Annotated in this window: 14 protein-coding genes; 9 read left to right on the top strand and 5 right to left on the bottom strand. The window is 73.7% G+C overall.

The genetic code is table 11. The annotated features are described in order from the left end of the window. The first annotated feature begins 109 nt into the window (after positions 1-109). Both EDF18_RS04285 and EDF18_RS04280 read left to right on the top strand, forming a co-directional pair. Positions 110-1,798: a DUF2142 domain-containing protein gene (locus EDF18_RS04285; RefSeq protein ID WP_123546528.1), complete on the top strand. Its 1,689-nt coding sequence runs from the start codon at positions 110-112 to the stop codon at positions 1,796-1,798. Beyond that, a complete protein-coding gene (locus EDF18_RS04280) occupies positions 1,795-2,274 on the top strand; it encodes a GtrA family protein (RefSeq protein ID WP_123546527.1) in 480 nt (159 codons plus the stop codon). The genes EDF18_RS04285 and EDF18_RS04280 overlap by 4 nt, the downstream gene beginning before the upstream one ends. A gap of 37 nt (positions 2,275-2,311) precedes the next feature. Here EDF18_RS04280 and EDF18_RS04275 read toward each other — a convergent pair whose 3' ends face one another. Together EDF18_RS04275 and EDF18_RS04270 are read right to left on the bottom strand one after the other, a co-directional pair. Next, on the bottom strand, positions 2,312-2,707 hold the full coding sequence (locus EDF18_RS04275; protein WP_123546526.1) for a DUF2304 domain-containing protein: 396 nt from the start codon (positions 2,705-2,707) through the stop codon (positions 2,312-2,314). After that, positions 2,704-3,441: a glycosyltransferase family 2 protein gene (locus EDF18_RS04270; protein WP_123547283.1), complete on the bottom strand. Its 738-nt coding sequence runs from the start codon at positions 3,439-3,441 to the stop codon at positions 2,704-2,706. The genes EDF18_RS04275 and EDF18_RS04270 overlap by 4 nt, the downstream gene beginning before the upstream one ends. A gap of 210 nt (positions 3,442-3,651) precedes the next feature. Between EDF18_RS04270 and EDF18_RS04265 the strand changes: the two genes are divergently transcribed. Further along, the gene (locus tag EDF18_RS04265) at positions 3,652-5,361 is read left to right on the top strand and encodes a DUF2142 domain-containing protein (RefSeq protein ID WP_158614606.1); all 1,710 of its coding nucleotides are present in this window, start codon (positions 3,652-3,654) and stop codon (positions 5,359-5,361) included. Between the two features lie 29 nt (positions 5,362-5,390). Then, on the top strand, positions 5,391-6,176 hold the full coding sequence (locus EDF18_RS04260; RefSeq protein WP_123546524.1) for a polyprenol monophosphomannose synthase: 786 nt from the start codon (positions 5,391-5,393) through the stop codon (positions 6,174-6,176). Positions 6,177-6,204: 28 nt separating this feature from the next. Here EDF18_RS04260 and EDF18_RS04255 read toward each other — a convergent pair whose 3' ends face one another. From EDF18_RS04255 to EDF18_RS04245, 3 genes are read right to left on the bottom strand one after another with little or no spacing between them, the layout of a single operon-like run. Continuing rightward, positions 6,205-7,533 (bottom strand): O-antigen ligase family protein, encoded by a 1,329-nt coding sequence (locus EDF18_RS04255; protein ID WP_123546523.1) that lies wholly within the window; start codon positions 7,531-7,533, stop codon positions 6,205-6,207. Then, entirely contained in the window at positions 7,530-8,855 is a 1,326-nt protein-coding gene (locus tag EDF18_RS04250) for an O-antigen ligase family protein (protein WP_123546522.1), read from the bottom strand. The genes EDF18_RS04255 and EDF18_RS04250 overlap by 4 nt, the downstream gene beginning before the upstream one ends. 43 nt (positions 8,856-8,898) lie before the next feature. Continuing rightward, the gene (locus tag EDF18_RS04245) at positions 8,899-10,095 is read right to left on the bottom strand and encodes an acyl-CoA dehydrogenase family protein (protein WP_123546521.1); all 1,197 of its coding nucleotides are present in this window, start codon (positions 10,093-10,095) and stop codon (positions 8,899-8,901) included. Positions 10,096-10,330: 235 nt separating this feature from the next. Here EDF18_RS04245 and manA point away from each other — a divergent pair, with 235 nt between their 5' ends. From manA to EDF18_RS04220, 5 genes are all read left to right on the top strand, one after another. Then, a complete protein-coding gene (gene manA, locus EDF18_RS04240) occupies positions 10,331-11,497 on the top strand; it encodes a mannose-6-phosphate isomerase, class I (protein ID WP_123546520.1) in 1,167 nt (388 codons plus the stop codon). 66 nt (positions 11,498-11,563) lie between these two features. Beyond that, positions 11,564-12,523, top strand: coding sequence for a UDP-glucose 4-epimerase GalE (gene galE, locus EDF18_RS04235; protein ID WP_123546519.1), 960 nt, complete (start codon positions 11,564-11,566; stop codon positions 12,521-12,523). A gap of 188 nt (positions 12,524-12,711) precedes the next feature. Then, positions 12,712-13,062, top strand: coding sequence for a WhiB family transcriptional regulator (locus EDF18_RS04230; protein ID WP_123546518.1), 351 nt, complete (start codon positions 12,712-12,714; stop codon positions 13,060-13,062). Between the two features lie 182 nt (positions 13,063-13,244). Beyond that, on the top strand, positions 13,245-16,097 hold the full coding sequence (locus EDF18_RS04225; RefSeq protein WP_123546517.1) for a glycosyltransferase: 2,853 nt from the start codon (positions 13,245-13,247) through the stop codon (positions 16,095-16,097). Beyond that, positions 16,090-17,499: a DUF5719 family protein gene (locus tag EDF18_RS04220; protein WP_123546516.1), complete on the top strand. Its 1,410-nt coding sequence runs from the start codon at positions 16,090-16,092 to the stop codon at positions 17,497-17,499. The genes EDF18_RS04225 and EDF18_RS04220 overlap by 8 nt, the downstream gene beginning before the upstream one ends.

Below are 17,499 nucleotides of genomic sequence, written 5' to 3'. Positions count from 1 at the left end.
GGGGGACGCGGAGCTCTTCTCGTCCCCTCCCCGGATGCCCGTCGTCGATCGCCTGCGCGCAGGCCACGGACCGCGCCCGGGACGAGCACGACCCCGAAGAGGACCACCCATGAGACCCACGAGCAACCGCCCCGCCGTGGCGGGCTCCGCCCGCCGCTGGCTCGCCGTCTTCCTGGCCGCCCTGATCGGGTTCGGCTGCGTGAGCGCCCTCTGGGCGGTCACCACCCCGCTGAGCGCGAGCCCCGACGAGCCGGCGCACCTGATCAAGGCCGCGTCGGTCGTCCGCGGGGAGCTCCTGGGCGACGTGACGGACGGGCTGCCGCAGATCCGCGACGTCGACGTGCCCGCCGGCGTCGCCTACTCGGCGGAGGCCGACTGCGCCAGGTTCCAGCCCGAGGTCACCGCGGACTGTGCTCCCGGGTTCCCGAGCGATGCGGACGCCATCGTCGAGGAGCCCACCAGCGCGGGTCTCTACAACCCCGTCTACTACGTGCTCGTGGGATGGCCGACCCTCGTCCTGGACGGCAGCAAGGCCTCGCTCTACGCGATGCGCCTGGTCAGCGCCCTCGTGTGCTCTGTGTTCTTCGCCGCGGCCGTCGCCTCGCTGTCACGGCTGCCGCGTCCGGTGCTCCCGGTGCTCGCGGCCTTCGGGGCGTTGACGCCGACGACGTACTTCCTGAGCGGCGTCGTCAACCCGAACGCCTTCGAGGTGGCGACCGCGGCCGCCTTCGCCGCGACGCTCGTCTCGGGCCTCCTCGCCGGACGCCCGGTGGGCTGGGGTCAGGGCCTCCTGCTCGCCCTCTCCGGCGGACTGCTCGTGCACGCACGAGGGCTCTCCCCGCTCTGGCTGGCCGTGATCGTCGTCGTCGCCGCCGTGCTCGTCGGCTGGCGTGCCTTCTGGGAGCACGTCCGACGGCCTCAGGTCCTCGCCGCGGTCGTCGCCGTGGCCGTCTCGTCCGTCCTCGCCGTCATCTGGACCCTCAAGTCCGGGTCCCTGGGCGCGGTGGGCCTCTACCCGGGTGCGGGCACGAGCTTCCAGGGCGGACTGGTCCGCATGCTCGAGAGGACGTTCGACTTCGGGCAGGAGCTCATCGGCAAGTTCGGCTGGCTCGACACCCCGGTGCCGTCGTACGTGGTCTTCGCCTACTTCGTCGGGGTGGGGGGGCTCGTGCTCGCCGCCGTGCTCGTCCCGACCTCCGGCCGGGTCAAGGCTGCCGTGCTGCTCTCGCTCGCGAGCTACGTCCTCATCCCCGCGCTGGTGCAGGCGGCGTCCGTGACGCGGTCCGGCTACGTCTGGCAGGGCCGTTACAACCTGCCGGTCTACGTGCTCCTCGTCCTGGTGGCCGCGGTGGCGCTCGCCCCGTCGTTCGACCGTCTCTCCTCGACCCTGCGTCGACGCGTCGTCCTGCTCGTCGTCGTCGTGCACTCCGCGGCGGCCTTCGTCGCGTTGATGACCTTCCTGCGCAGGAACGCGGTCGGTCTCTCCGCCTCCTGGGTCGCCCTCCTCGAGACGCCGGCGTGGCGCCCCCCGGTGCTGTCCACCTCCGTGTGGACGGGGCTCATCGCGGCGGGCTGCCTCGTGCTCGGCGTCGCGTTCCTCGTCGTCCTCGCAATGAGCCGGCGCCAGGCCGTCCTCTCGTCGGGTGGGGACGGGGCCGGCGACGCGGGCGACGTCGAGGATCCCGAGCTGGTGAACGAGCAGGGTGAGCTCCACGAGCCCGTGGGGGAGGCCAGGGGCCGTCGACGGACGAGACCGGACAGTCCGTCCGGACAGGACCCCGTCGGGACCCGTCCGTGACGGGCCTCGCGGCCAGGTTCGCGGACTTCCGGAGCGGGCGGCTGTACGGGCCGTTCGTGTACCTCGTCGTCGGCGGCCTCGCGTTCGTCGTCGACCTCGGCCTGCTGATCGTCGGCCGGGACGTCCTCGGGTGGCCCCTCGGGGTGGCCGGGGCGGTCGCCTTCTGGGCCGGTCTGCTGGTCAGCTACGCCCTCCAGCGGTTCCTGACCTTCCGGTCGCACCGCTCCTCCTGGCACTCGCTCTGGAAGTACGGGGTGCTCGTCCTCGTGAACTCCCTGGCCACGATCGCCGTCATCGAGCTCTTCGACCGGCTGGGCCCGGGATACGTCGTGGGCAAGTTCGTGTCGACGGCGATGACGACGACGTGGAACTACGCGGCGTACAAGTTCTGGGTCTTCGCGGACGGCTCCCGCTCGCGTGGGGCCGACGAGGCGACCACGGTGGACGAGGACGAGGACGCGCCACCCGCCCGTTGACACGTCCCCGACCGACAGGCGTCGACCTCGACGCCGGTCAGGGGAGGTCGGGGCGACCGTCGTGAGTCCGGGACCCGGCGTCCTGGGCCTTCTCGAGGTCGTGCAGCCGCAGGTCGTTCATGGCTGATTCCTCGGCGAGGCTCCGCACCTTGTCCTCGAGGTCGGTGAGCTCCGCGCTGAACTGGACGCAGACCAGGAAGATGATCACGATGCTGGCGAAGAAGGCGAGGTTCGCCGGCTGCTCGACGCCGACCAGGTCGGCCGCCCACGCCGTCAGCTGTGGGAAGACGCTGATGACGAGCGCGCCGACACCGGCGACCAGCCACCAGACGGCGTGCCGTTCCCGGAGCCGTCGACGACGCAGCCTCTCGACGACGACGCCGACGGCGAGCAGGCTGGCCGCGATGCTGAAGACGTAGCTGGTGACGTTCACGCGGCGGCCACCTCTCGGGCGGTCGCGTTGATCGGGCGGATCAGGGCCACGACGAGGGCGAGCCCGGCCCTCGCGAGGTACAGGGCTGCCTTCGCCGGGTTGTGCGACGCCACGCCGCCCGCTCGTGGCCGCATCGACACGGGCACCTGCTTGATCGACAGCCCGTGTCGGGCCGCGATGACCAGGGACTCCACCGTGTCGCCGAGGTACTCGGCCGGGTAGTTCTCGGCGAAGAGCTCGACGGCCCGGGGCCCCGCGCCCCGGTAGCCCGACGTGGTGTCCGTCAACGGCGTCCTGGCGATGCGGCTGAGGCTGACGCTGAGGAACTGCATGGCCCACCTCCGCGGCCCCCGCACCTCGTAGTCGCCCTCCCCGGCGAAGCGCGCGCCGATGACGACGTCGTGCTCCGCCAGCTCGTCGAGCAGGCGGGGCACGCTGGTCGGGTTGTGCTGTCCGTCCGAGTCGATCTGCACGACGTTGTGGAAACCGTGTCGCAGGGCGTACCGGAACCCGGCTCGCATCGCGCCGCCGACGCCGAGGTTGAAGGGCAGCTCGAGGACGCGCGCACCCGCACGGTCGGCCATCTCGACCGTGCGGTCCTTGGACCCGTCGCTGACGACCAGGCACGCCACGCCCGGGAGGGCGGCGAGCACCTCACGGACGACGTCGCCGACGGCCTCTTCTTCGTTGTAGGCGGGCATGACGATGAGGGTCTGCTCGAGGGCGGTGGGCATTGCTCAATCGTAGCCGGGCAGGTCCGCGGCGAGCGGACGGCGGCGCGCGAGTCCGGGGAGCGGGAGCCGCAGCGCGGCGGGCCGGGGAGGGAGGGTGCAGGTAGGTATGATCTGCGGGTCCTGGTCGCGCGTGCCGCGCTCGCCCCTCGCTGCTCGACCGAGCCGAGGCCCAGGCCCGGGCCACACGGCCACCCGCGACGAGGAGAACGAGTGCACGCCCCAGCCCAGCCGAGACGACCCGGACGACGAGCCCGCACCCGGACGGACGCCGAGGTCCTCGGTCGCGTCGGCCGGGCCGGTCCGGTGGCCCTGTTCGTCGTCGCGTTCCTCGTCTTCTTCGGCACGGCGGCGCTCTGGGCCCTGAGCACGCCGATCGGCGCCAGCCCGGACGAGCCGTCCCACATCATCAAGGCGGCGTCGACGGTCCGGGGGCAGCTCATCGGCGCTCCGGGCGCACGCCCCCAGGACAAGATCGTCCAGGTCCCGGAGACGGTGGCGGGCAGCGCCAACACCATCTGCATGTCGCACGCCTCGGAGGTCACCGCCGACTGCCTCCTCCCGTTCGGGTCGGACACGAAGCTCGTCGCGGCGACGACGACGGCGGGGCTCTACAACCCGGTCTACTACGTGCTCGTGGGATGGCCTTCCCTGCTCGAGCTGGGCAAGGGGCAGATATTCCTCATGAGGCTCGCGAGCGCGGCCGCCTGCGCGTTCTTCCTCGCCGCCGCGGTGACCGCCCTCGCGCGCCTTCCCCGCCCCGTGCTCCCCGTCCTGGCCGTGTTCGCCGTCTCTACCCCGATGACCTACTTCCTGATGGGGTCCGTGAACCCCAACGCGCTCGAGATCGCGACCACCGCCTCCTTCGCCTCCTCTCTCTTGGTCGTGACCAGCACGACTCCCGGCCGACGGGCGTCGTGGTGGCTGGCGGCCTCGCTCGCGGCGTCCGGCGGGCTGCTCGTCCACACCCGGGGGCTCTCCCCGCTCTGGCTCGGCGTCGCGGTCCTCGTCGTGGCGATCGCGGTCGGGGTCCCGCGCTTCGTCTCGCGGGTCGTGCGCCCTCCCGTCCTGCTGAGCGTCCTCGTCGTCACGGCCTCGACGGTCCCGGCCGTCCTGTGGACGCTGCGGTCGGGCTCCCTGGACGCCGTGGGAGTGTACGGCGGCGCCGGGACGACGCCCGCGGACGGCTTCGTGCACGTGCTCGAGACGACGACCGACTACTCGGCGCAGGCGATCGGCAACTTCGGGTGGCTGGACACGCCTGCCCCCGGGTACGTGGTGTTCCTGTACTCGGTGCTGCTCGGGCTCGTCGTCGCGGCCGCCCTGTTCCTCCGCGACTCGGTGCGACGACGCGTCGCTGTCGGGACGGCGGCGCTCGCCGTCCTCGTCCTGCCTGCCGCCGTCCAGGCGTCGAGCGTCGCCGAGTCGGGCTACATCTGGCAGGGGCGCTACACGATGCCCGCCGTCGTCGTGCTCGTGGTCGTCGCCGCGTGGGCCGTGGGCGACGCCCTGCCGGTCCGCAGGCGCGCGGAGGACGTCCGCCGTTTCGCGACCTGCGTCCTCGTCGTGATCGGGGCCGCGCAGCTGGCGTGCTTGCTGACGTCGCTCCGTCGCTACAGCGCCGGGCTCTCGGCTCCCTGGCCGCGTGTCTTCTCCGAGCCGGCGTGGCACCCGCCTCTGCTCGGCACGGTCGGCTGGGCCGTGCTCCTCCTCGCGTGCGTCGCCGTGGCGACCGTCGCCGCGCGGTGGCTCGTCCTCGCCGCGGGTGCCGACAGCCCGCGGGGCGACGGCTCCGTGTCCGACACCGCGGATGCCGACGGTCCGAGCGCGAGCGCGAGCGCGAGCACGAGCGCCGTCACGGACGCACCCGTGCCGGCTGACGCCGCAGCCGCCCCCGGCCCCGTCGCAACGGACCGGCCCTAGTCTTGACGACGGTCCACAGGAAGGCACCCATGAACACGCACACCGGCGCAGGCGCCCTCGTCGTCCTCCCCACCTACGACGAGGTCGAGAACCTCCCGATCATCCTCGGGCGCCTCTTCGCGGCCGTGCCCGAGATCGACGTGCTCGTCGTCGACGACGGCAGCCCCGACGGCACGGGCGAGCTGGCGGAGCGCATGGCCGCCGCCGACGCACGCGTCCACGTCGCGCACCGCACCGGCAAGCTCGGCCTCGGCTCGGCGTACGTCAAGGGGTTCCGCTGGGGCCTGGAGCGCGGCTACGACTTCGTCATCGAGATGGACGCCGACGGCTCGCACCCGCCGGAGGCGCTGCCCGAGATGATCTCGCAGGTCACGGGCGACGCCCCGTGGACCCCGAGCCTGGCGATCGGCAGCCGGTGGGTCCCGGGCGGCTCCGTGGTGAACTGGCCCGTCTCCCGCCAGCTGCTGAGCCGCGGGGGCAACCTGTACGCGCGGCTCGCCCTCGGCCTCCGTCTCAAGGACGTGACCGCGGGCTTCCGCGTCTACACCCGAGACGCCCTCGCAGCCATGGACCTCGCGGGGATCGACTCCAAGGGCTACTGCTTCCAGGTCGACATGACGCTCCGCACGCTCGACGGCGGCGGCCGTGTGGTGGAGGTGCCCATCGAGTTCCGCGAACGCGAGCTGGGCGAGTCCAAGATGAGCCAGGCCATCGTGGTCGAGGCCATGGCCCGCGTCACCGTGTGGGGCGTGCAGCGGCGCCTCGCCACCCTGCTCGGGCGTCGTCCCGGCCCCGGCTGGGTCGTCGAGGGCTGACGGCCGGGCCCCGACGGCGCACCGCCGCCTACCGGTCGGTCGGGTCGGCGCGTCCCGGGAGCTGGGGCAGGCGGGAGCGCCACGACCGCTTGCGGGCGGCGATCGTCGCGATCGCGACGAACAGCATGAGCGTCCCCTCGAAGAGCACGAAGCTCTCGGCGAGGGCGGTGACCCCGATCAGCACCAGCACGAGAGCCGGCCAGACGTACGCGACGATCGGGTGGCCGGAGGCGGTCGCCCAGCTCCGCACGAGCGCGAGGGCTCCTGAGACGACCAGCAGCAGCACGCCCACGAGGCCGAGCTGCAGCCAGATGTCGAAGAAGGCGTTGAGGGCCGTCGCGTAGGGGCGGCCGTCCGGCGCCAGGACGGTCGAGAAGGGGAAGATCTCGGCCGGCCACTGGCCCACGAAGCCCCACCCGGTGATGTCGTGCACGCTGGCGAGGCTCCGGACGCGCGCCCAGAGCAACGACCGTGCGCTCAGGTCGGAGGCGCCGTCGACGCTCGCGAGCAGCGAGTCGCGGAGGGCCCAGGAGACCGCGCCGCCGACGACGACCACGACGGCCAGCACGCTCTGCAGCAGGGGACGCCGGTGCTCGGGCGCCTTGCGCAGGGCGCGGAGGGCGAGGCCGGCCACGACGAGGACCACGACCGCCAGCGCAGCCACGGGCGAGCGCGCGAACACCAGGGTCACGGCGGCCAGCACGGCGGACGCGGCGGCGTGCGACCGGGGGACCGACCGGGTCAGGAACTCGACCACGAAGGTGACGAGGGCGAGCGCCGCCAGGAAGCCGAGGTAGTTGCGCGTGCCGGCGAGGCCCTGGATCGGCCCGCCGAGCGCCAGGTCGCCGCGGATCCCGAGGAAGCGGATCGGCTGGTCGATCAGCAACCCGGCGAACACCTCGAGCGACATGGAGGCGACGAGGACGATGCGCAGCGCGTCGCCGACGGCTCGCACCACCTGGACCAGGTCCCGCCCCAGCGCCAGGTAGAGGCCGAGGGCCCCGAACCCTGCGGCGTAGGCGACGCCTCCCACGGTGACCCACGTGTACTCGCTCCAGAGCACGCTGATCGCCATGAAGCCGAAGAGCGCGATGAGCGACACCGGCAGGATGCCGTGCCACTCGACGTGGTGCCGGCCGCCGAACAGCGACAGCGCCGCGAGCACGAGCAGCGTCGCGAGCACGGCGACTGCGCCCGGCCAGCCCATCACCGAGCGGATGGCCTGCGTCGAGAACGCGAAGAGCACGATCGCCACCGAGAGCGCCTGGGAGAAGTGGCCGCCGGCGGAGAAGCCGACCCAGGCCGAGAGGTACCGCCGCAGGGGGTCGCGACGTCGCGGGCCGAGCCCGTCGATCACCGGTCGCGGTCCGTCCAGCCGTAGGCGTCCCGTCGCGTGACCACGACGACGACCACGAAGATCGCCCAGCCCCACTCGACGATCAGCCGCGACTCGGTGAGGCCGTGCACGAGGAGGAGGGTCAGCAGCAGCACGGGCAGCAGGTCGAGCGCGGACCACGCCGCCTCGCGTGCCACGCCGAGGACGCGGCGGTCCGTCGCCCAGGACCACGCCCGGAGCAGCACGCCGACGACGACGAGCAGGAAGAGCACGAGGCCGACCCAGCCGAGCTGGAACCAGACGTCGAGGTACGCGTCGTGCGCCTGCAGGTACACGACGCCGTTGCGCTCGGCGAGGTCGATGAACGGCTCCGAGATGGGGATCCAGTAGCTGACCCAGCCCCAGCCGACGACAGGGTGCTGCACGCCGAGGTCGAGCACGGCGGACCAGATGTCGGTGCGGCCGGTGAGGTCGCCGCTCCGGCCGGCGAGGGCGAGCAGGGGCTGGCGCGCCAGCAGGAGGAGCCCCGCCGCGAGCACGGCCAGGACCGCGGCGGCGCCGTAGACCCGCCCGCGCCTCTCGACGGGCGTCGCCCGCAGCCTCGTCACGAGGAGCAGCACCAGGGCGACGGCGACGGCGCAGACGACCGTGGTGGCCGATCGCGTGAGCAGGAGCGCGACGACGGCCGCGGCGATGCCGACCCGGCCGGCGTTCTTCGTCACCTGGCCGGCGGAGAGCTGCACGGCCGTCACCACCAGGGCGAGGAGGGCGAACACGGCGAGGATGTTGCTGTTGCCCTGGAGACCCTGGATGCGGCCGCCCGTGAACAGCTCTGCCCGCGACCAGAAGAACGCGTCGGGGACGCCGCCCGAGCAGTCGAGGTAGACCGGGCACACGGGCCGGCGCACGAACACCCCGACGACGAGCTCGAAGAGCAGCGAGGCCCCGACGTGCAGCCGCAGCGCGCGGCCCAGGGCGACGACGATCGACGGCCAGGGCAGCGTCGAGGTGACGGCGACGGCCCCGAGGGTCGTCGCCAGCGTCGCGACGATGCCGATGGCGGAGGCGGCGGGGTACTGCGACCACGCCAGCGAGACGACGGCGAAGGCCAACCAGAGCACGAGGAGGCGCGGCAGCGTCCGCACCCGCGGCGGGTGCCGCACGACGACGACCGCCGCGGCGATCACCATGACGCCGCAGACCACGCCCCAGCCCCAGAAGCTGGTCGCGTTGCGCAGCACGTCGCCGCCCAGGAGGACGAGGAAGACGAGCGTGGCGAAGAGCGTGCGGGCACGCTCGGGAGGCGCCGGCGCGGCACGGCGAACGAGGAGCGTCGTCGTCATGCGGACCAGGCTAGACGACGGCGCCCCCGTGCCGGGCCGGTGCTCAGACGAACGCGGCCTGGCCGGTGATGCTCCGGCCGACGATGAGCGTGTTCATCTCGCGGGTGCCCTCGTAGCTGTAGAGGGCCTCGGCGTCGGCGAAGTGGCGCGCGACGTCGTAGTCGAGCACGATCCCGTTGCCGCCCAGCACCTCTCGGGCGTGCGCCACCGTCTCGCGCATCCTGGCGGTCGTGTAGGCCTTGGCGAGCGAGGCGTGCTCGTCGCGCTGCTTCCCGTCGTCGAGCATCTGCGACACGCGGACGACCATCCCGAGGGAGGCGGTGATGTTGCCGATGCACTTGACCAGCAGGTCCTGGACGAGCTGGTGCGCGGCGATCGGCTTGCCGAACTGGACGCGCTCGCCGGCGTAGGCCAGGGCCGCCTCGTAGGCACCGATCGAGTTGCCGACCGCGGCCCAGGCGACCTCGGCCCGCGTGAGCCGCAGCACGGAGGCGGTGTCGCGGAAGGAGTTCGCCTGCTGGAGGCGCAGGCTCTCGGGCACCCGGACGCCGTCGAGCACGATGTCGGCGTTCTGCACGATGCGGAGGCTCTGCTTGTCCTCGATCTTGGTCGCCGTGTAGCCGGGGGTCGAGGTCGGCACGATGAAGCCCTTGACCTGGCCGTCCTCGGCGCTCTTGGCCCAGATGATCGTGAGGTCGCTGAAGGTCGCGTTGCCGATCCAGCGCTTCGAGCCGTTCAGCACCCAGTCGTCGCCGTCCCGGGTCGCGACCGTGCGGAGGCCCTGCGCCGAGTCGGAGCCCGAGAGCGGCTCGGTGAGGCCGAAGGCCCCCACGAGCTCACCGCTCGCCATCCTCGGCAGCCACTCGGCCCGCTGCTCGGGGGACCCACCGACGCTGATCGACCCCATCGCCAGGCCGTTCTGGACGCCGACGAAGGTCGCGACCGACGCGTCGACCCTGGCCAGCTCGAGCGCGACCCAGCCGCGGAACACGGCCGAGTTCTCGAACGGACGGGTCTCCTCCCAGGGGAGGGCGAAGATGCCGAGGTCGGCGAGCCCCTTGACGATCCTCGTCGGGAACTCCGCCCGGGCCCAGTGGTCGTTGACGATCGGCTTCACCTCCGTCTCGAGGTAGTGCCGCAGGTCGGCCAGCACCGACTTCTCGCGGTCGGTGAGCAGGTCTTCGTACCCGTAGAAGTCGCTGGCGAGCGAGGTGAACGAGGTGAGGGTCGATGTGGACATCAGGTGGCTCCGTTGCTCCGTGTCGTGGTGGTGACGACGACGCCCGCGCGCCGCCGTCCCGGGTGAGACGCGGCGAGCTTAGGCAGGCAGCTCGGCAGCGGCAAAGAGCTTGGTAGTTTTGGCCAAGGCCTCCCGGCCGGCGTGCTCGGCCCTTTGTAGAGGGGACCCAAGCGCGGCCGCACGGTCGCCGCGCACGCCGCCCGACGGGCACGACCCACGACACGCTCGGAGAACCATGTTCCTCGCCATCACGAACACCCCGCGCGACTACGCGTGGGGCTCCCGCACCGCGATCTCCGAGCTGCTCGGGCGCCGCCCGTCCGGCAGGCCGGAGGCGGAGCTGTGGCTGGGGGCGCACCCGGGCTCGCCGAGCATCGTGGTGAATCCGGCCGTCGTGGACGGCGCGGACACCCTGGCCGACTGGTTCGCTGCCGAGCCGGCCCGGGCGCTCGGCCGGGACCGCACCGAGCTGCCGTTCCTGCTGAAGGTGCTCGCCGCCGACCAGCCGCTGTCGATCCAGGCGCACCCGACGCCCGAGCAGGCCGAGGAGGGCTTCGCCCGCGAGGAGGCGGCAAGCGTCCCCCTGGACGCACCGCACCGCAACTACAAGGACCGGTTCCCGAAGCCCGAGGTCATCGTCGCCCTCAGCGAGCGCTTCGACGCGCTCTGCGGCTTCCGCGACCCGGCCGAGACCCTCGCCGACATCGACCTGATCGACGCGGGCACCGGTCGTCTCTCGGCGCTCCGCGGCAGTGTCGCGGCGTCGCTCGAGTCGACGCTGGCCTGGCTCTTCGACGGCTCGGACGAGTCGCGACGGGTCGTCGGGGCGGTGGCCGAGCTGGCGAGGGCGGTCGCCGCCCCGAGCCCGAGCACCGCGACCGTCGTCGAGCTCGACCGCCTCTACCCGGGCGATCCCGGCGTCGTCGTGTCGCTGCTGCTCAACCGGGTCTCGCTCCGGGCCGGCGAGGCGCTGTTCCTGCCGGCGGGCAACGTCCACGCCTACCTCGGCGGGCTCGGCATCGAGCTGATGGCGCCGTCCGACAACGTGCTGCGCGGCGGCCTCACCCCCAAGCACGTCGACGTGCCCGAGCTGCTGCGGGTGCTCGAGTTCTCCCCGTTGCCCGTCCCGTGGCTCCGCCCCGTCGAGGTGGCCCGCGGGGTCGAGCGCTTCGCCCCCGAGGGCACCGGCTTCGCGCTGCTGCGGGTCGCCGCAGGAGGCGCGGGTGCGGTCGTCGAGATCGGCGGGCCGAGCATCCTGCTCGTCACCGACGGCGAGGTCGACGTCAAGGGACAGGACGGCACCATCCACCTCGCCCGGGGCGAGTCCGCCTTCGTGACCCCCGACGAGGTCCGCCTCGCGGTCAGCGGCGGCGGCCTGCTGTGGGTGGCGACGCCCGCCTGACCCGCGCCGCAGGGGCGGCTGTGCTGCGGACCGGGGGGCGCCTCCTCGCCTCGCTAGGCTGACTCCATGTCATGGTTGGTCACCGGCGGTGCCGGGTACATCGGGTCCCACGTCGTCCGCGAGCTCACGGGGGCGGGCATGGACGCCGTCGTCCTCGACGACCTCTCGTCCGGCCTCGAGGCGTTCGTGCCGAGCGACGTGCCGTTCGTCCGTGCCAGCATCCTCGACCGTGACGCGGTGGCCTCAGCACTCGCGGACCACGGCGTCACCGGGGTCGTCCACGTGGCGGGCTACAAGTACGCCGGCGTCTCAGTGCAGCGCCCGCTGCACACCTACGAGCAGAACGTGACCGGCACGCAGGTGCTGCTCGGCGCCATGGCCGACGCCGGGGTCGACCGGGTCGTCTTCTCGTCCAGCGCCGCGGTCTACGGCACCCCGCCGACGGACGTGGTCACGGAGGACACACCCAAGGCCCCCGCCTCGCCCTACGGCGAGAGCAAGCTGATCGGCGAGTGGCTGCTCCGCGACCAGGCGACCGCCGTCGGCCTCCGGCACACGAGCCTCCGCTACTTCAACGTCGTCGGCTCGGGCTCGCCGGAGTTGTGGGACGCCAGCCCGCACAACCTGTTCCCGCTCGTCTTCGACGCGCTCGCCGCGGGGCGCGCGCCTCGGATCAACGGCGACGACTACGACACGCCCGACGGCACCTGCGTCCGCGACTACGTGCACGTCGCCGACCTCGCCGTCTCGCACGTCGCCGCGGCGCGTCGTCTCGACGCGGGCGAGCCCGTCGAGGCCGCCTACAACCTGGGGTCCGGAGGAGGGGTGTCGGTCGCCGAGATCATGGACGCCATGCGCGAGGGCACCGGGATCGACTTCGCGCCGGAGGTCGGCCCGCGTCGCCCCGGCGACCCCGACCGCATCGTTGCCGACGGAGCCCTGGCGGCCCGCGACCTCGACTGGGAGATGCGCCACACGCTGCTCGAGATGGTGACCAGCGCCTGGGACGCGGCGCCGCGTCCCTGACCGGACGACCGCCTCCTCGGCGGCCGTGTCGGCGCTCGCCGGGTCCCGGTCCGACACGCCGGAGCCCGGTTGACCCTCGATGAGGGGTGCAGGGTTTATGGGGTCCGACTTGACGTGGCCGAACTACACCGGTGTAATTGGCACATCGCGGCCGTCCAGGGAGCGAGCGACACGAGGGGAGATGTGCCATGGCGATCGACGAGAGCCGTGACGACCGAGACCTCGTCGCACCGGTCCGAGCGGGCGTGCCCGACGACTGGCACGTCGACCCGGTGCTGCTGGGCCTCCCCGGCGTCCGTCGGTCCGGCGACGAGGACGAGGCCCAGCTGTCCTGGCAGGTCGACTCGCTCTGCGCCCAGACCGACCCCGAGGCGTTCTTCCCCGAGAAGGGCGGCTCGACCCGCGACGCGAAGAAGATCTGCGCCTCGTGCGACGTGCGCGCCCAGTGCCTCGAGTACGCGCTGCAGAACGACGAGCGCTTCGGCATCTGGGGCGGCCTGTCCGAGCGTGAGCGCCGCAAGCTCCGCAAGCGGGCCTGACCCGCAGCCCCGACGCCCCACGGCGCCCGCCCCTCGGGGGACGGGCGCCGTCGTCGGTCCAGGGCTCGGGCGGCCAGCGCCCGCCGCGGTCCGGCGGACGTCGTCATCGGCTCCTCACAGGTAGGGAGGGACCGGCGCGGCGCGTCGGAGGCGAGGGGCACCCGACCTAGGCTGCTCAGGTCATGCAGCCGAGAGTCACAGCGATCCTCGTCGCCCCTGGTGGAGCGACCTACCTCGACCGAACCCTCGACGCGCTGTCGCGGCAGACCCGCCCGCCGGAGTCCCTCGTCGTGGTCGACGCGGGGGGCAAGGACAGCGAGGCCGGGCGCCTCTCGCTCAGCGGGGCGGCACAGCTGACCAGCGTGCCCGCCGCCACGACCTTCGTCCAGGCGCTCGCGCAGGGCGTGCGCGTCTCGGGGCCGGGCGACTCTCCCCGCGACGGGGCCGTCGACCCGGACGAGTGGCTGTGGTTCCTGGGGCACGACAACGTGCCCGGACCCGAGGCGCTGGACCGCCTCCTGTCCCAGGTCGAGGTGTCGCCCTCGGTCGCGGTCGCCGGGCCGAAGCTGATGCGGCTCGACGACCCGACCGTCATCGCCGAGTTCGGCGAGACGATGACTCGCTACGGCGCGTCGATGCCGCTCGTCGAGAGCCAGCTCGACCAGGGGCAGCACGACCACCACGAGGACGTCCTGGGCGTGGCGGCCGCGGGCATGCTCGTCCGCCGCAGCGTGTGGACGGCCCTCGGCGGCTTCGACCCCGGCCTCCCGCACGTCGACGCCGCCCTCGACCTCTCCGTCCGCGCCCGCCTCGCGGGGCACCGCGTCGTGCTCGTGCCCGACGCGCGGGTGTCCAGCGCCGGTCAGCCGGAGGACTTCGGGCAGGCCCCCGGGGGGCACGCCCGCGCCGCCCGCCTCCACCGCGCCGCCCAGCTGCACCGCCGGCTCGTCTACTCGCCCCCGGCCGCGCTGCCGCTGCACTGGCTCTCGCTCGTGCCCCTCGCCTTCGTCCGGTCCGTCTGGCACCTGCTCACCAAGAACCCCGGGGCGGTCCCGGGGGAGTTCGCCACCGCCCTGACGGCCGCGTTCGGCGGTTCTCGGGTGCTGCCCGCGCGGAGGGCGCTCGCACGCACACGGACGACCAGCTGGTCGTCCGTGGAGCCGCTGCGCGCCTCCTTCAACCTGATCCGCGAGAGGCGCGTCAGCGACCGTGACGCCCTCGTGGCGCACGGCGAGGACGCGTCGGACCCCCGGGCGAGCTTCATCGGGTCGGGCGGCCTCTGGGTCGTGCTGGTCGCCGCCGTCGTGGGCGTCGTGGCGTTCCTCGAGTTCCTGCCGCAGCCGGCCCTGACCGGCGGGGGCCTCCTGCCGCTCAGCACCTCGGTCGCCGAGCTCTGGGACAACGTCGGGTGGGGGCGCCACGAGATCGGCACCGGGTTCGTCGGCCCGAGCGACCCGTTCACCGCGGTGCTCGCCGTCCTGGGCTCGATCACGTTCTGGTCGCCCTCCACCGCCGTGCTCGTGCTCTGGCTCGTCGCGCTGCCGGCCTCGGCCCTCGGCGCGTGGTTCGCCGCCCGTCGGGTCACGAGCCGGGCGTGGACGCCCGCCGTCGTCGCCGCGGTCTACGCGCTCTCGTCCCCCCTCCTGTCCGGCCTGCAGTCGGGCCACATCGGCGCGGTCGTGGCGCACGTCGCGCTGCCGTTCCTGATCTGGGCGCTCATCGGGTCGGCCCGGTCCTGGGCCGCCGGGGCGACCGCCTCCCTGCTCTTCGCGCTCGTCGCGGCGTCCGCCCCGTCGTTGTGGCCCGCCCTCGTCGTCATCTGGCTCGGCTCCCTCGCGACCCGGCCCCGGGGCATCCACCGGATGCTCGCCGTCCCGCTGCCCGCCGTGGTGCTCTTCGTGCCGCTCGCCGTCGCGCAGATCTCGCGTGGCACCTGGTGGGGGCTCGTCGCCGACCCGGGCGTCCCCGCACGGATCGATCCCGCGTCCCCGTGGCAGCTGCTCGTCGCCTCGCCCGAGACCGGCCTGAACGGCTGGACGACCCTGCTCGCCGGGCTCGGCGTGAGCGGCTCGACCGCGGCCGTCGTCGTCGCGGCGGCCTTCGTCCCGCTGGCCCTCCTCGCCGTCGCCGCGCCCTTCGTCGGCCAGGCGCGGCGTGCCGTGCCTGCCCTGTCGCTCGCCCTGCTCGGGTTCGTCACGGCGGTCGCCGCGACCCACGTCTCGATCTCGGGCGTCGGCAGCGAGACGACCTCGGTCTGGGCCGGGAGCGGGCTGAGCCTGTACCTGCTGGGCCTCGTCGGCGCCGCCGCGGTCACCCTCGACCGGCTGCCGCGCGTGGCGCCCACGGCGGGCGTCGTCGTCGCCGCGGTGACCGTGGCGTCCGTGTTCCCGCTCGTCGTCGCCGCCTACCTCGGCACCGGCGACGTCCGCCCCAGCTCGGGCCGCATCCTGTCGGCGTACGTCACGGCCGAGGCCGAGGCGTCGCCCGAGGTGGGCACCCTGGTGCTCACGCCGCAGCCGGACGGGTCCCTCGCCGTGTCGCTCGAGCACGGCCAGGGCGCGACCCTCGACGACCAGTCGACCCTCGACGCGACGGCGCAGCGCCTGACGTCGACCAACGAGGACCTCACGGTGCTCGCGGGCAACCTCGTGAGCATCAGCGGCTTCGACCCGGCCGACGACCTCGACCAGCTCGGGGTCGGCTTCGTCCTCCTCGGCGAGGCCGCCGACGGCGACGACGAGGCGCAGGCCCTCGAGCGCCGGGCGAGCGAGGCGCTCGACGGGACCGCGGCGTTCCAGCCGGTCGGCGAGACCACGAACGGCCTGCTCTGGCGCTGGGTCGACGCCTCGGGCGCCGCTCCGGACCGCGACGACGCCGGGCCGCTCCGCCCCGTCGTCCTGATCAGCTGGGCCCTCGTGTTCGGCTCCGCGCTGCTGCTGGCCGTGCCGACGACGCCGCGCCGCCGACGCTCCCGGGCCGGCGTGCCCGAGTCGGAGCAGCCTGCCACCACCTTCGACGAGGAGAGAGATGACTGAGCGACGGATCATCGCGCGCACCCGACGCGTCGGGCTCGGCGCGGCCGGCCTCGCCGTCGCGGCCGTGGTCGTCGGCGCCGCGGGCGTCCTGCCGCTGCCGACGCTGCAGACCGCGCCCGCCGGGCAGCTGGTCGCCCCGGTGGCGGTCGACCAGCAGCGCGTCTGCGCGGGAGGGCTGCTCCAGCTCTCGGACGACGAGGGCCAGCAGGCCACGACCGCCAGCTCGGTCGGTCGGGCGCAGGTCGCGTCCGCCTCCAGCTCGGGCGACGACGACAGCACCGCCCTCGCCGGGGCGGACGGGAGCGACTCCGACCCGGTGCTGTGGACGACGCCCGTGGAGGGAGACGACGTCCCGCTCGTCGCGGCCGCCCAGAGCCAGTCCGTCTCCGAGGGCGAGCTCGTGGGCTTCGCAGCCGCCCCGTGCACCGAGCCGACGAGCTCGACCTGGCTCGTCGGGGGCTCGACCGAGACCGGTCGCGTGTCGCTCGTCGTGCTCGTCAACCCCACGGACGTCAACGCGACCGTCGACCTCGGCATCGCCGCGGAGAACGGCCGCGTGCAGGGCCCCGGGATCGACGGCATCGTCGTCGCCCCCCGCAGCCAGAAGGTCGTCCCGCTCTCCGGCTTCGCGACGGGCCTCGTCTCGCCCGTCGTCCACGTCCAGAGCCGGGGCGGCCGCATCGTCTCCTCGATGCAGCAGAGCGTCGTGCGCACCCTCGACCCGGGCGGTGTCGACATCGTCAGCGGTGCGGCCTCGCCCGCCCGCCAGGTGGTCGTCCCCGGGATCGTGGTCCGCGACTCCGCGGCGCTCGAGGGCGCGCTCACCGAGCCGTCCTCGGCCGACCTGCAGAGCGTCGTCCGGGTCTACGTCCCCGGCGACGAGGCGGCGCAGGTCTCGATCACGCTCGCCACGGCCGACGGCACGGGCGCGACGTTCCAGACGCGGGTCGAGGCCGGGCGCGTCACCGACGTGCCGGTCGACGGCCTCGCGGACGGCACCTGGACCGCCACCCTGGTGTCGCAGGTGCCCGTCGTGGCCGGTGCCCGCACCTCCACGATCTCGCCCGAGGGCGCGGTCGACCTCGCCTGGGCCGCCGCGGCCCCGGCGCTGCGCGGCGAGACGCTCGTGCAGGTGCCTCAGGGCGAGGGCCCGACGCTGTCGATCGCGAACACCGGCACGGAGGCGGCCACGGCGGTCGTCGAGATCGACGACGCGGAGCAGCAGGTGACGGTCCCGGCGGACAGCACCGTCGACGTGGCGGTGTCCGGCGGCGACGTCCTGACCCTGCGCGACGCCGACGGGCTGCGGGCCGCGGTGAGCTGGTCGGCGGCCGGAGCCGTCGCGTCGTGGCCCGTCACCTCGGCCTTCCCGGCGTCGACCCCGGTGGTCGTCTACCCGTAG

The organism is Frigoribacterium sp. PhB107, from assembly GCF_003751515.1.
Taxonomy (GTDB): Bacteria; Actinomycetota; Actinomycetes; order Actinomycetales; family Microbacteriaceae; genus Frigoribacterium.
This window is presented reverse-complemented; position numbering and strand designations above follow the sequence as displayed.

Coding starts and splice junctions, on each gene's coding strand:
- EDF18_RS04285 (WP_123546528.1), top strand. CDS start 110: ATGAGACCCACGAGCAACCGCCCCGCCGTGGCGGGCTCCGCCCGCCGC.
- EDF18_RS04270 (WP_123547283.1), bottom strand. CDS start 3,441: ATGCCCACCGCCCTCGAGCAGACCCTCATCGTCATGCCCGCCTACAAC.
- EDF18_RS04260 (WP_123546524.1), top strand. CDS start 5,391: ATGAACACGCACACCGGCGCAGGCGCCCTCGTCGTCCTCCCCACCTAC.
- EDF18_RS04250 (WP_123546522.1), bottom strand. CDS start 8,855: ATGACGACGACGCTCCTCGTTCGCCGTGCCGCGCCGGCGCCTCCCGAG.
- EDF18_RS04245 (WP_123546521.1), bottom strand. CDS start 10,095: ATGTCCACATCGACCCTCACCTCGTTCACCTCGCTCGCCAGCGACTTC.
- manA (WP_123546520.1), top strand. CDS start 10,331: ATGTTCCTCGCCATCACGAACACCCCGCGCGACTACGCGTGGGGCTCC.
- galE (WP_123546519.1), top strand. CDS start 11,564: ATGTCATGGTTGGTCACCGGCGGTGCCGGGTACATCGGGTCCCACGTC.
- EDF18_RS04230 (WP_123546518.1), top strand. CDS start 12,712: ATGGCGATCGACGAGAGCCGTGACGACCGAGACCTCGTCGCACCGGTC.
- EDF18_RS04225 (WP_123546517.1), top strand. CDS start 13,245: ATGCAGCCGAGAGTCACAGCGATCCTCGTCGCCCCTGGTGGAGCGACC.
- EDF18_RS04220 (WP_123546516.1), top strand. CDS start 16,090: ATGACTGAGCGACGGATCATCGCGCGCACCCGACGCGTCGGGCTCGGC.